Raw genomic sequence first — 13179 nt, forward strand, 5'->3', positions numbered from 1 at the left:
TGGGTTTTTTGTTGGGCGTGATCCGGGACTGCAGGCCGGTGTGGCCCGGCATCAGGGTGACTTAGGGGGCAACCCATGTCGGGGTTGGATGGGTGGCGATGCACCGTCGGGCAGTACGACGGTTGCGCGCAGACCGCCTCCCTCGCGCTGGGAAAGCCGCAAGGTGCCGCCCAGCGCCTGCGTGAGCTGCTGGGCGATGGCCAGTCCCAGGCCCGTCCCACCCGTGGAGCGGCCACGCGAAGGCTCGAGCCTGTGGAATGGCTTCAGTGCCGCCTCCAACTGGTCGGCAGGGATGCCGGGGCCACGGTCGAGCACATCGATGCAGGCACGCCCCTCGTCATCGACGCGCAGCTGCGTCTCCGCACTGCCGGCATGGTTCAGTGCGTTGTCGATCAGGTTCTGCAACACGCGCCGCAGCACCTGCGGGTGCGTATCGCGTGACGCGAGCGTGCCGTGCAGCAGGTGCACCGGGCGACCCGCATCCTGGTAGTCGCCTGCGATGCTCTCCAGGAACGCCGTCAGGTCGAGACGGATCGCGGGCCCCAGTGCCACGCTCGCGCTGCGCGCATAGTCCAGGCCCTCGCGGACCAACTGGCTCACCTGGTCGATATCACCGAGGAGCTTGTCCTGCGCGCTGCCGGCTTCCATGGTTTCCACGCGCAGCCGCATGCGGGTGATCGGAGTCTGCAGGTCATGCGAGATGGCGGCCAGGATCTGCGTCCGTTCGGCGACGTGCGCCGTGACGCGCGCCTGCAGCGCATTCAGCGCCTGTGCCGCCTGCGCGACTTCCCAGGGCCCGTCCTGCGGAAGGGGAACGTTGTTCCCTGCAGGATCCATGCGTTCGGCGGCACGGGCGAGCCTGGCGAGCGGACGCGTCGCCAGGCGCACGGCAACGCCCACGCACAGCAACAGCAACACCACCTGGGCGGCGAGCACCCAGGGCAACCATGTCGCCACCGGCATGGGCGCCGGTGTGACCTCGATGGTCAGCGGCTGTCCGTCGCCCAGCGTCAGCTCCACCTCGTAGCGCTCGGGCGTGGTGGAAACGGCGCGCGGCCGCAGCGCGTAACGCTGGTCCAGCGCATCGTCGATCAGTCCCGTCACCTGGCGGGAGCGCTCCGTGGACAGCGGCGCGCCGGCACGGGCGGGCCGCAGGAGATAACGGTAGGTCCGTCGCTCCAGGCGGGGCGTCCATGCGGCGCGCTGGTCGGCAGGGAGATGTTCGAGCAGCGCCACGCTGACGGGTACGTCTTCATACAGGTTCCTGAGCATCATCGAACGCGTGGCGTCCATGCGTTCTCCGAACAGCAGCGCGAACGACAGCGCATGCGCGAGCAGCAAGCCCGCGCCGAGGATGAGGATCAAGCGCGCGCGCAGCGTGCGCGGTAGCCAGCGCGGCGACCGGAAGGCGTCAGGTGTCATGCGTCCCCGCTTTCCAGCACCACGGGCTGACTGAAAACGTAGCCTTCACTGCGTACCGTCTTGATGTAGGTCTGTTCGCGCGCACCATCCCCCAGCCGTTGCCTCAGCCGGCTGACCAGCAGGTCGATGGAGCGATCGAAGACCTCGGCATCCCGACCCTGCGTGAGGTTCAGCAGCTGATCGCGGCTGAGCACGCGCTGCGGATGGTCGATGAAGACGCGCAGGAGCCTGAACTCGGCGCCGCTCAGCGGATATGCCGTGCCCTGCCCGTCCAGCAGGTGCCGTGCGGCGGTGTCCAGTCGCCAATCGCCGAAGCGGATCCACCGGCTGGCCTCGGAGACCTGGAGATTCGGCGGCAACATGCGCGCGCGCCGGATCACGGCGTTGATGCGTGCGAGCAGCTCGCGCGATGAGAACGGTTTGGTGACGTAATCATCCGCTCCCATCTCCAGCCCGATGATCCGGTCCGTTTCATCATCGCGCGCCGTCAGCAGCACGACCGGCACGGCGCGGTGCTTGCCGGCACGCAGGTTCCTGCACAGCGCGAGACCGTCTTCGCCGGGCATCATCACATCCAGCACGACCAGGTCGACGTCGCTGGTATCCAGCGTGGCCCGCATCTCGCGACCGTCCGCCGCCAGGCTGACGCGCAGGCCATTGCGCCGCAGGTAGTCACCGACCATCTGGCGGATGTCGCGATCGTCGTCGACGACGAGGACGTGATCGGTGTGGGACGACATGCGTGGGGCTCCGGGACCAGGGCGACGGGATGATCCGCCTTTCGCGACGGATGGTAGCGCCTGTGGGTGGCCGGACAGAGCCCCGGCGGCGCCGGCTTTGTATCGGACTGTATCAACCGGATCTTTCGCGGCTTTGGGTGACAAATCGGCGGGCCGCGCGACACGTGGTGGACAAGCGGAAGGCGCGCAATGCGCCCATCGCCGGCGGAGCTCCCGCCTGCACCACCCGAGGGACACGACATGCACGCTTCAGACGCTTCTTCACCCAAGGTCGCACTGGTATTCGGCGGCTCCCGCGGCATTGGTGCCGCCATTGCCCGCCGCCTGGCCCGCGAGGGCCACGCCGTCGCGCTGACCTACGCCGCGCGTGCCGACAAGGCGGCGGAAGTCGTGGCCGCGATCCAGGCGGAAGGCGGGCAAGCCATCGCCCTGCAAGCGGATGCTGCGGACCATCACGCGATCACGGCGGCAGTGGCGGATGCCGAGGCCCGGCTCGGCGCGTTGCAGGTAGCGGTCGTCAATGCCGGCATCTACGAAGGCAGTCCGCTGGACCGGTTTCCGCTTGAGACGCTCGACCGAATGTTGGCGGTGAACGTCCGCGGCGTCTTCCTGGCGATCCAGGCGTCCGCGACGAAGATGGCCGATGGCGGCCGCATCATCACGATCGGCAGCAACACCGCGCAGCGCAGCGGATCGGTGGGCAGCAGCGTCTATGCGATGACCAAATCCGCCGTGGCCACGCTGGTGCGGGAACTGGCGCTGGACCTGGCGCCGCGCCGGATCACGATCAACAACATCCAGCCCGGTCCCATCGATACCGACATCACGGCCGGTTTTCTCGAACACCTGATCCAGCGCAATCCGCTGAAACGCGTGGGTCGTCCGGAAGAGGTCGCATCGCTCGCCGCGTATCTCGCCAGCGATGACGCCGGCTACATGACCGGAGCCAGCCTGACGATGGATGGCGGCTACGCCATCTGACCCACGCGCGCAGCGCCCTCCCTTTCCTCGACCACTCCCTAGGATCCACCATGTCCACGTCCATCCCCTCGCTGCCCACATTTTCCCGTCGCGTCACGCGCCTGCTTCCCTGGCTTCTGGCATCGGGGCTGCTGCTGAGCGGCATCGCCCACGCCGCGCCGCCGACCCGAGCGCCCATGTCGACGCCGCCGTCCGCGCTGGTCGCCAACAAACAGGTGGATGCAGGCGATCTGCGCATCGGCTACGCGGAGCTCGGGCCCGCGAAGGGCCAGCCCGTCATCCTTCTGCACGGTTGGCCGTACGACATCAACAGCTATGCCGAAGTCGCGCCCCAGTTGGCCGAGCGTGGCTATCGCGTGATCGTGCCGCACCTGCGCGGATACGGCACCACCACCTTCCTTTCCCCGGATACGCCGCGCAATGGACAACCCGCCGCGCTCGCTTCGGACGTGATCGCGCTGATGGACGCATTGAAGATCCGGCGTGCCACGCTGGCAGGCTACGACTGGGGTGCGCGCTCAGCGGACATCGTCGCGGCCGTATGGCCGGAACGGGTCAAGGCGCTGGTCTCGGTAAGCGGCTACCTGATCGGCAGCCAGGAAGCGAACCAAAAACCCCTCCCACCGTCGGCCGAGCTGCAGTGGTGGTACCAGTTCTACTTCGCGACCGAACGCGGGCAAGCGGGCTACCGCCAGTACACGCATGACTTCGCGAGGAAGATCTGGGAACTGGCCTCGCCGCAGTGGAAGTTCGATGACGCGACGTTCGCCCGCAGCGCCGTCGCGCTGGACAACCCGGACCACGTGGCCATCGTGATCCACAACTATCGCTGGCGCCTGAGCCTTGCCGAAGGCGAGGCGAAATACGCCGCGCTGGAGCAGCGCCTGGCCCAGGCCCCGGTCATCAGTGTGCCGACGATCACCATCGAAGGCGATGCGAATGGCGCACCGCATCCGAAGCCGGATACCTACGCGACCCGCTTCGTCGGCAAGTACGAGCACCGCACGTTCACCGGGGGCATCGGCCACAACCCGCCGCAGGAAGCGCCCGCCGAATTCGTGCAGGCGGTCGTCGACGCCACGCGGCTGTAAAGGAAGGGAAGTCCCCATGATCGACTATGTCCTGGCCACGCTCGCCGGCATGGCCACCATCCTGTCGCCCTGCATCCTGCCTGTATTGCCGATCGTGCTCGCCACGGGGGCGGGCCGCGACCGCACCGCGCCCGCCTGGATCATCGCCGGTTTCGTCGCGACATTCGCCGCCAGCGGCATCCTGCTGGGAGTGCTGGCGGCATCGTCGGGCGAGCTGCAGGCCAGCATCCGCACTGGCTCCATCCTTGTGCTGTTGCTGGCCGGCCTGGCCTGTTTCTGGCCGGCACCGTTCGAGCGCGCCGTCACGTGGATGCAAGCGCAGTGGCGACAGGTAAAGCCACACGGCATCGCCTTGCCGCAGGTGGGCGGCCGTCCCGGCGCGCTGCTCGTCGGCGCTTCGCTGGGGCTGGCGTGGACACCCTGCGCCGGCCCGGTACTGGCGTCCGTGCTCGCGCTGGCCGCCAGTTCGCAGGCCCCGGCCAAGGCCAGCGCGCTGCTCGGGCTGTATGCCCTGGGCGCTGGCGTTCCGATGCTCTCGATCGCCTATGGCGGACGCTGGATCAGCGCACGGCTGCCGTTCCTGCAACGCCATGCCGACCTGCTGCGCACAGGCTTTGGCGCGATCGCCGTCGCTGTCGCCATCCTGCAGCTGTTCCAGTACGACGTGTTCGTCTCCGCCTGGGCCACGCAGTGGCTCCCTCCCCTCTCGCAAGGACTCTGATCCCATGAAGAAGCTCTCATCGCTCGCCACCCTGCTGGCCGCCTGCCTGTTCGCCGCGGCGTGCTCTCCCGCCGTGCAGGCCGATCCCGTCCAGCCCACGCTGGCCGCGCCCGCGCCGATGGCGCCCGATTTCACCGGCATCGACAACTGGGTGAACTCGCCGCCACTGAGCCTGCGCGACCTGCGTGGCAAGGTGGTGCTGGTCGAGTTCTGGACCTACTCCTGCATCAACTGCGTCCGCGTGATGCCGCATGTCAAACAGTGGCATGCCAAGTACCGGGACCAGGGGCTCGTGGTCATCGGCGTGCACACGCCGGAATACGGCTACGAGAAGAAACTGGGCAACGTCCGGGCAGCGGTACAGCGATTCGGCATCACGTACCCGGTGGCGCAGGACAACGGGTACGAAACCTGGAATGCCTATGGCAACCGCTACTGGCCAGCCATGTACCTGATCGACCCGCAGGGTCGCATCGTCTACCGGCATTTCGGCGAAGGGCAGTACCAGGAAACCGAAGCGAGGATCCGCTCGCTGCTGGGTACCGGGAAGACTGCGCGGTAGCAGTTTGCCGATGCAGGCCGGCGTAAGCGGGTCTGCATCGGCCATGACCGGATGCGTGTGCCGGAGGGACAACGACGGTCAGGATGGCAGTGGAGGTTTCAACGCGGCGCGGTTTCCCGCGCGCGACGCTCTGTCACCAGCTCGCCGCGATGCCCCCAGTTGTCGGTATCGATCTCGTCTATGACGATATGGGTCAGGTCGGGTTGCTTGCCGAGCACGCGCTCCAGCGTGTCGGTGATCTCGCGCACCAGTTGGCGCTTCTGCGCCTGCGATGTGCCATCGCGGGTAATGCGGACATGGACGAAAGGCATGACTGTTCTCCTGTGGGAATAATGGGGCCGCGCGAAGCAGCCCCGTCCGGATCACCAACGGCCGGCGGACATGCCGCCATCGACCGGCAGCACGACGCCGGTGGTGAAGGCGGCATCGCCCAGATACAGCACAGCCTCGGCGACTTCCTCGACCGTGCCGATGCGCCCGGCCGGCTGCAGTCCCTTCAGGAAATCGTGCATCTCGGGCGCGTAGAGGGGCGTATCGATGATGCCGGGCGCCACCGCATTGACCTGGATGTTGTGCGGCGCCAGTTCCAGCGCCAGCGCGCGCGTGGCCTGGTTGATGCCGCCCTTGATCAGCACCGGCAGGACGGCCGGCACCGATTGCAGCGGCTGCCCGGCAATGCTGGCGGTGATGTTGATGATGTGGCCGGCGCGACGTTCGCGCATGTGTGCCGCTGCGGCCTGGGCCGTGAAGAAGAAGCCCTTCAGGTTGGTATCGACCAGCGCCTGCACATCATCGGGCGCGTACTCGGTGAACGGTCGGGCGATGAAAATGCCGGCGTTGTTCACCAGGATGTCGACCTGGCCGAAACGTTCGATGGCGGCGTCGACCAGGCGGCGGGCGGTATCGGGGGCGGCGATGTCGCCCGGCACCAGCAGCAGATGGGCGGGCTGGCCGAGCTGGGCGGCGGCAGCCTGCAGGCGATCGAGCGTGCGTGCGTTGGCGACGACGTTGTCGCCGCGCTGCAGGTAGGCGCGGGCAATGGCGAAGCCGATGCCGCTGGAAGCGCCGGTGACGATGACAGTCTTGGTACTCATGGGATTCCTCGGATGGTGGGGTGCCTTTCGGCGTGACGGCACTCTATTCCCGCCCCATCCGGCGATAAATCAGCAAGAATGCATTTCACCTGTTACCCGGTGTAAGCAATGCAGCGACGATTCGACGACATCCTGGTCGGCAGCCTGGAACTGTTCTGCCTGGCCGCCGAAACCGGCGGATTCACCCGCGCGGCCACCGCTGCCGGCGTCACCCCAGCGGCGGTCAGCCGCTCCGTGGCGCGCCTGGAAGAGCGGCTGGGCGTGCGCCTGTTCGTCCGGACCACCCGCAGCATCCGGCTGACCGATGCCGGGCGCGCGTATCTGGTGCACTGCCGCCAGGCGCTGGACCAGTTGGCGGAAGCCGACCGCGAAGCTTCCGGCGAGCAATCCGAACCTGTCGGCCGCCTCCGCATCAGCGTGCCGACCACCTATGGGCACTATCGCCTGCTGCCTCTGCTCGCCGAATTCCACCGCCGTCATCCGCGCATCCAGGCCGACGTGCACATCGGCAATCGCAATATCGACTTCACCGCCGAGGGGTTCGACCTCGCGGTGCGCGTACGCAAGCCGCCCGAGTCGGGCCTGGTCGCCCGCCACCTGGAAGATGCCGAACTGGTGCTGGTCGCTTCGCCGGACTATCTGCAACGGCGTGGCGTGCCGGAGCGGCTGGGCGATCTGGCCGGACACGACTGCATCCAGTTCGAGCTGCCCAGCACCGGGCGACGCATCCCATGGCTGTTCAAGGACGGCGCCACCGAGATCGAGGTGGAGACGGACGGCCCGTTCCTGCTTTCGGAGGATGTGCTGGGTGGCGTCTCGCTGGCATGCAACGGCGCCGGCGTGTTCCAGGCCTATCGCTTCACGGTCGAACGCGAGATCGCGCAGGGTCGCCTGCAGGAACTGCTGCCCCGCCACGGGGGTCGCAGCCGTCCTTTCAACCTGCTGTATCCGCACGGCCGGCACATGCCGCTGCGCGTGCGGGCCTTCATCGATTTCCTGCTCGGGTCACTGCGCGCCGGCCCGCACCTGGCTGGATAGCCGCGCCGACACGCGGGACGCAGGCCGGTTCGTCGCGGCCTGTAAGCGAACCGGGCGCGTACAACTACGCTTACAAAAGTGCCGGTGCGCGGACACAGCCGGGATACGCAAGCGGCGTGAAATGGCCTCCCATCTACCGGAGGCCCACCATGAAGACCACGAAGCACATCCTGATGACCGCCACGCTGGCGGCGCTCGCCGGCACCGCACTGTGGGCGGCAAGCGCCCAGCCCGCAGGCATCGCTCGACACGAGGCGCTGCGCCATGACCTGGACGTTCCCGGACAGGAAGCGGTGCAGGTCCGCGTCGACTTCGCGCCGGGCGCCGCTTTCGGCATGCACACGCACCCTGGCATCGAAGTCGCCTATGTACTGGAAGGCACGCTCGAGTACACGTTCGAGGACACGCCACCGGTCACCCTGAAAGCCGGACAGTCCCTCTTCATCCCGGCCGGCATGCCGCACGCGGCACACAACCCCGGCCAGACCGGCGCAGCGGAACTGGCGACGTACCTGGTCGAGAAGGGCAAGCCGATCGTCGCCCTGCGCAACCAGGCGCGCTGAGCGCAGCAAGCCGAAGCGCCCCATCAACGCGTATCGGAACCCGCACCATGAACACCGCACTGAAACGCAAAATCGCCTTTGCCCTTTCGATGGGCGTCGTCACCACCGGCATCATTTCCTTCGCGCTGCTCGCCCTCAACCTGGGCTTCCCGCAGGGATTCGTGTCCCTGTGGCTGCGCTCCTGGGGCATCGGCTACCTCATCGTGATCCCCGCGATCCTGCTGATCGGGCCGCGCCTGCAGGCGCGCATCGATCGGCTGATCACGTGACCGGACTGGCGCGAAGGCACGACGCGCATCCGTACTCGGGATCCGCTCCAGCACGCACGACATCCCCGTTGCCGGGCAGGCGCCACGCCCGACGACGCTCCCTCCATGGCGCACCTCTCCCCAACATCCCAGGTATCTCCATGATCAACAACATTGAAAACGTCGTTTACACCGGCAAGACCCGCACCACCGGCGGGCGCAAAGGCGCCGCACGAAGCGATGACGGCCGCCTGGCCATCGAACTTTCGCCGCCGGGCAGCAACGGCCCCGGCACTAATCCCGAACAACTGTTCGGTGCGGGTTGGTCGGCCTGCTTCCTCGGCGCGATCGGGAAGGCCGCGCAGGCGGCGAAGATCGCGCTGCCCGCCGACGCCGCAGTGGAGGCCGAAGTGGACCTCGGCCTGACCGGTGACGCGTACTTCCTTGCCGCGCGCCTCAACGTCAGCCTGCCCGGCGTGGATCGCGATGTCGCCCGTTCGCTGGTGGAGACCGCGCACCAGATCTGCCCGTACTCCAAGGCATCGCGCGGCAACATCGATGTCGAGATCAACCTGGCCTGACCTGCCCGCCGCGGCGCCCGCACACCGGGTGCCGCGGCCTCGAACTCCTGAGACATGGCGTGGATTCCTAGGACAACGGCGTCGCGGTGATTGCGGTCGCATCGCCCAACATCGGCGCGCGCTGTCTCACCAGATCGAGGCACGATCCGCGGGCGCAACGAACATGCCGTCCTCGCTCCCGACATTGAACGCGTCGTACCACGCCTGAAGGTTCTTGACCACGCCATTGACGCGGTAGCGTGCCGGCGAGTGGTAGCCCTGTTCTGTTTCGGACTTCAGGGAAGCCTCCGTATGCAGAGTACGCCACAGCTGCGCCCATCCAAGAATGAAGCGCTGTTCGCCACTGAAGCCATCGCGGACAGCGGCGGTGTCGATTCCGTTCGCCGCCGCGTGGAGTCGATAGGCATCCAGCGCGACCGTGACGCCCACCAGGTCTGCGAGGTTCTCGCCCAGGCTGCGCCTGCCGTCCAAGTGCATGCCGGGCAGAGGTTGGTAGTGCGAGTACTGGGCTACCAGCACGTCGGTCCGCTTGTCGAAGGCAGCGCGCGCAAGTGGGGTCCACCAGTCGCTGAGATTCCCGTTGTCATCGAAGCGTGAGCCCTGGTCGTCGAATCCGTGGGCCATCTCGTGGCCAAGCACGGCGCCGATCGCACCGAAGTTCACGGCGCTGTCCGCCGCCGCATCGAATGCGGGCGACTGCAGAAGTCCGGCAGGGAAAGTGACGCTATTGAGCTGCGGACTGTAGCTGCCGTCCACCGACTGCGGCGGCAGATGCCAACGATAGGGCCGCTGCGGATCAGCGAGGTATCCGGCATCGAGTTCGACCTGGGCCGCCTTGAGGCGATGGAGGTTGCCGATCGGGTCCACAGGCGATATCTCGACTTCCGAGTAGTCACGCAGGTCATCCGGATAGCCCAGTCGCAGGCCCATCTTGTCCAGCTTGGCCAAGGCCGTCGTGCGCGTCGTCTGATCCAGCCAACTCGCCTGCTGTATGCGCGCCCGGAATGCCTGCTTCATGAAGGGCGCCATCGCTTCGATGGCATCGCGGTCGGATGCCTTGAAGAATTGTTCGATGTAGCGCGCGCCAACCAGCTCCGGCAGGTTCTGGCTGACGAACTGTATGCCGCGATCCGCCCGTGAACGACGCGTCGTCAGGCCGTGAAGCTCGGTGCCGTAGAACCGGAAACTGGCGTCCTGGAATGCAGCAGGCAATAGATGTGCGTGATTGTGGATCCAATGGAATGCCAGGTACGAACGCCACGTGGCCACCGGGGTCTCGGCAAAGATCCGCGCAGCTGCACGGATGGCGGTGTCGGTATTGAGGACGATGGTCTCAACGGGCGGGTATCCCGTGGCCTGCAGAAAGCTCTGCCAGGGAAAACCGGGCGCGTACTCCGCCAGCGCCTTGACGGACATGCGATGGTAGTTGAGCTTGCGGTCACGCAAATGCACTCTGCTCCACATTCCGGCGGCGAGCCTGCCCTCGAGCGCAAGGATGCCGGCTGCAACGGCCGTGCCACTCTCGAGACCTGCACGGTCCAGTGTCCTGGCGATGTAGTCCTGGTAAGCCAGGCGGTGCCTGGCGTGCTTCTGGTCCTCCGATGCGTAGTAATTGGCGCCGGGCAGGCCCACCACGCGGCCGTTGGCGACCTGCTGATCGATGTGCAGCAGGCTTTGCCGCGTGTCTCCGGCATCCAGGAATACGTACGTGCCGGCGATGGTGTGGGACATCGGGTGGGCCATGCGCTGCGCCACCTCATCGAGTGTGGTGATCGACAGGATGGCGTCCAGGTCGGCGCGGATGGGCTGCAAACCCCGCTGGTCGATAGCCGCGACATCCACATAACTGGTGTAGAGATCGGCCAGCTTGCGGCTTCCAGCGGGCTCTCGCGCGGCGGTCTCGATGATCGTCCGGATGCGTGCTTCCGTACGCAGAAACATCGCATTCATCTCACCGTATTGCGAGTAGCCGTCTGGCTTTGTTGCGGTATCCATCCAGCCCTTGTTGACGTACTCGTAGAAGTCGTCACCTGGCTTCGTCCCAGGGCTGATGCTGGCCAGGTCTACGCCCCATCCGCCACCGGCAGGTAGTGCCGTTGCCGCGAACGTGCGACGCGTCGCCAATGCCAACGGCAGCGCCAACAGGGTTGCGCACAGGTTTCGCCGCGTGGGACAGGCGTCCGGTAGAGTTTCAGCGGCGGTCATGCCGCTCTCCGTGGTTGGGCGTGATGCCGTCCTTCTGGAACCCGTGGTCGGGGTAGGGACTATGGTTGCAGGGCGCGATTTCGCGATCTCCGCTGCGCAGGCACGAGGCTTGGGCTCCCACCCGGCAGCGGTTGGTGTCCAGTCGCAACGCGTGCAAGTCCATCGATGCGGCTCGCGTTTCCAGCGGTCCCAGCGGGCGACTCAGGCAGCCAGAGTCCGGAACCAAACATGCACGCAGGGTGTGCGTGTCGGTGCGGCCGGGACCCATCCCGTACAGCGGCCGGGATTCCGCGCGGGACTGTCCATCCAGGAAGGCGTCGCCCGCTGCACCCGCCGGCCAGGGGACCTCGCGATGGAAGCGACAGACATGCTGGATTTTTGCCATCGCTCATTATCTGACTTTAGTCAGATGATAGAGCGCCGTCAAATGCCGGAAGTCTGTCGCGGCCCGGTTGCCGAACCTGTGAGGTGGATAGCCTGACCGCCTGGAGGAACCGACTTCCGCTTTGGGTCGGAAGCTGCCCTCCCTACCCGCGATAAACATCCCTAGTCTTCTAGCGTGCTTCAATGGCCTACCTAACCACCAGCGGACGGTTGATGCGAACTTCCGGAATTATTCGCCAATGATCACCGTCCGTATACGCGGTTCCATATCTCGCCGAAGACGATCTCTGCGTACAACGTCCCGATCTCCCTCGAAAGCCTGGAGGCCTTGAACTTCGCCATCAGGAACATCCATGAAGACTCCCGGCCAACGCCCCCGTAGAGAATGTAGCTGTCATAGGCGAACTTGATGAGCTCTACGAGCAGGCGTTCGTCGGCCATCGGCGGCGACCACCTCAGCCGGTCGGTGTTCGACAGCCAGAATCCGACCTCGAACTCGATATCGAAACATTGGAACGCGCGCTCCTCTCCGCCATATCCGTCGCGCCTGAGCGCAGCGACCGGCAATCCCATCAGCATGTCGTCCCTCCGCCGAATTCGGTCTCCAGGAAGGCGGCAGGCATGTCCTGATAGTGGGAGGCCGGGGCATCGACGGGCGCGACGAACGCCACCGGCACAAGCGCGCATGGCAGCAGATGCAATTGTCGGATGCGGGTGATTCTGACCATCGGGAAGGGGCTTGTCGTGCGAACCGGGCGGCACGGCAGGACGGAAGGCCATGCGTGAGTGTCGAGGTCATGGTATCGACCCGACGGAGCGCCCTGCATCGGCAGAACATCCGCGGCTGCTTAGGTAGTTCTACTGAACACTGCGGGACGTGCGCCGGCTAGCAGGCGGCAAGCAGGCGGCAAGCATTCCGACAGGTTGGCCAGGCGCCGCATCTCAATGCTTGATCAGACCAAGCCGCTCGGCCTCGCGTATCAGCGCGACGCTGCTGGTGACGCCGAGCGTCCGCATGATGGCGTAACGATGCGAGTCCACCGTCCTCACCGACACGCAAAGCCTGGTCGCGATCTCACGCGACCGCATCCCCGACGAAAGCAGCCCGAGCACCCGCTTCTGCATGTTGGTCAGCGAAGGAAGCTGACGTTGTCCGGAAATGTAGGGCCAAAGCTCGGGACTGACGTAGACGCGACCACTGCAGACTTCGTGCATGGCCTTCAGGAGCTCCTCGCCCGCGGCGGCCTTCAGGACGTACCCGCGCGCGCCACTCTGGATGGCTTCCCGAACCGTGGCCGGCTCGTTGTGCACGGTCATGAAGATCACCGGAATCTCGTGACCCACGGACATCAGGCGCTTGACCGCCTCGATTCCGCCCATTTTCGGCATCGAGACGTCGGTCACGATGACGTCGGGGTGATGCTCCATCGCACTCTCAAACAGCGCCTCGCCATCGCTCACCACCTCCAGGAGATCGTAATCCCTGGATACGAGGTTCGCGATGCCTTCGGCCACCATGCGATGGTCATCGGCCAGCAGCACCAGCGGT

Annotated in this window: 15 protein-coding genes; 8 read left to right on the forward strand and 7 right to left on the reverse strand. The window is 66.2% G+C overall.

Features of this window, described 5'->3' with window-relative positions; genetic code table 11:
• Positions 1 to 51: 51 nt before the first annotated feature.
• On the reverse strand, positions 52 to 1422 hold the full coding sequence (locus WBN46_RS12400; RefSeq protein ID WP_337731773.1) for a HAMP domain-containing sensor histidine kinase: 1371 nt from the start codon (positions 1420 to 1422) through the stop codon (positions 52 to 54).
• The gene (locus WBN46_RS12405; protein WP_337731774.1) at positions 1419 to 2162 is read right to left on the reverse strand and encodes a response regulator transcription factor; all 744 of its coding nucleotides are present in this window, start codon (positions 2160 to 2162) and stop codon (positions 1419 to 1421) included. The genes WBN46_RS12400 and WBN46_RS12405 overlap by 4 nt, the downstream gene beginning before the upstream one ends.
• Positions 2163 to 2402: 240 nt before the next feature.
• Between WBN46_RS12405 and WBN46_RS12410 the strand changes: the two genes are divergently transcribed.
• Genes WBN46_RS12410 through WBN46_RS12425 form a run of 4 tightly spaced genes read left to right on the forward strand, consistent with a single transcriptional unit; the run spans position 2403 to position 5517 of the window.
• Positions 2403 to 3143 (forward strand): SDR family oxidoreductase, encoded by a 741-nt coding sequence (locus tag WBN46_RS12410; protein ID WP_337731775.1) that lies wholly within the window; start codon positions 2403 to 2405, stop codon positions 3141 to 3143.
• A gap of 50 nt (positions 3144 to 3193) precedes the next feature.
• On the forward strand, positions 3194 to 4234 hold the full coding sequence (locus WBN46_RS12415; RefSeq protein ID WP_337731776.1) for an alpha/beta hydrolase: 1041 nt from the start codon (positions 3194 to 3196) through the stop codon (positions 4232 to 4234).
• A 16-nt stretch (positions 4235 to 4250) separates the two neighbouring features.
• Positions 4251 to 4955 (forward strand): cytochrome c biogenesis CcdA family protein, encoded by a 705-nt coding sequence (locus WBN46_RS12420; protein WP_337731777.1) that lies wholly within the window; start codon positions 4251 to 4253, stop codon positions 4953 to 4955.
• 4 nt (positions 4956 to 4959) lie between these two features.
• Positions 4960 to 5517, forward strand: coding sequence for a thioredoxin family protein (locus WBN46_RS12425; protein WP_337731778.1), 558 nt, complete (start codon positions 4960 to 4962; stop codon positions 5515 to 5517).
• Between the two features lie 98 nt (positions 5518 to 5615).
• Here the strand turns inward: WBN46_RS12425 and WBN46_RS12430 are convergent, their stop codons facing one another.
• Both WBN46_RS12430 and WBN46_RS12435 read right to left on the reverse strand, forming a co-directional pair.
• Complete coding sequence (locus WBN46_RS12430) at positions 5616 to 5828, reverse strand: 4-oxalocrotonate tautomerase family protein (RefSeq protein ID WP_337731779.1); 213 nt, start codon at positions 5826 to 5828, stop codon at positions 5616 to 5618.
• Positions 5829 to 5879: 51 nt separating this feature from the next.
• On the reverse strand, positions 5880 to 6611 hold the full coding sequence (locus WBN46_RS12435; RefSeq protein ID WP_337731780.1) for an SDR family oxidoreductase: 732 nt from the start codon (positions 6609 to 6611) through the stop codon (positions 5880 to 5882).
• Positions 6612 to 6719: 108 nt separating this feature from the next.
• Between WBN46_RS12435 and WBN46_RS12440 the strand changes: the two genes are divergently transcribed.
• From WBN46_RS12440 to WBN46_RS12455, 4 genes are all read left to right on the forward strand, one after another.
• Positions 6720 to 7649 carry a LysR substrate-binding domain-containing protein gene (locus WBN46_RS12440; RefSeq protein WP_337731781.1) on the forward strand — a complete coding sequence of 310 codons (930 nt, stop codon included), beginning with the start codon at positions 6720 to 6722 and terminating at the stop codon, positions 7647 to 7649.
• Between the two features lie 149 nt (positions 7650 to 7798).
• Positions 7799 to 8212 carry a cupin domain-containing protein gene (locus WBN46_RS12445; RefSeq protein ID WP_337731782.1) on the forward strand — a complete coding sequence of 138 codons (414 nt, stop codon included), beginning with the start codon at positions 7799 to 7801 and terminating at the stop codon, positions 8210 to 8212.
• Positions 8213 to 8259: 47 nt separating this feature from the next.
• On the forward strand, positions 8260 to 8481 hold the full coding sequence (locus WBN46_RS12450) for a DUF2798 domain-containing protein (RefSeq protein WP_337731783.1): 222 nt from the start codon (positions 8260 to 8262) through the stop codon (positions 8479 to 8481).
• Between the two features lie 140 nt (positions 8482 to 8621).
• Positions 8622 to 9041: an organic hydroperoxide resistance protein gene (locus WBN46_RS12455; RefSeq protein ID WP_337731784.1), complete on the forward strand. Its 420-nt coding sequence runs from the start codon at positions 8622 to 8624 to the stop codon at positions 9039 to 9041.
• Positions 9042 to 9167: 126 nt separating this feature from the next.
• On the opposite strand, the gene WBN46_RS12460 is transcribed toward WBN46_RS12455, so the two are convergent.
• The 3 genes from WBN46_RS12460 to WBN46_RS12470 form a co-directional block, all read right to left on the reverse strand.
• A complete protein-coding gene (locus WBN46_RS12460; RefSeq protein WP_337731785.1) occupies positions 9168 to 11246 on the reverse strand; it encodes a M13 family metallopeptidase in 2079 nt (692 codons plus the stop codon).
• 627 nt (positions 11247 to 11873) lie between these two features.
• Positions 11874 to 12209 (reverse strand): hypothetical protein, encoded by a 336-nt coding sequence (locus tag WBN46_RS12465; protein ID WP_337731786.1) that lies wholly within the window; start codon positions 12207 to 12209, stop codon positions 11874 to 11876.
• Between the two features lie 363 nt (positions 12210 to 12572).
• Complete coding sequence (locus WBN46_RS12470; protein ID WP_337731787.1) at positions 12573 to 13172, reverse strand: response regulator transcription factor; 600 nt, start codon at positions 13170 to 13172, stop codon at positions 12573 to 12575.
• Positions 13173 to 13179: the final 7 nt, after the last annotated feature.

It is taken from the genome of Pseudoxanthomonas sp. CCNWLW251 (assembly GCF_037402255.1).
Lineage (GTDB): Bacteria > Pseudomonadota > Gammaproteobacteria > Xanthomonadales > Xanthomonadaceae > Pseudoxanthomonas_A.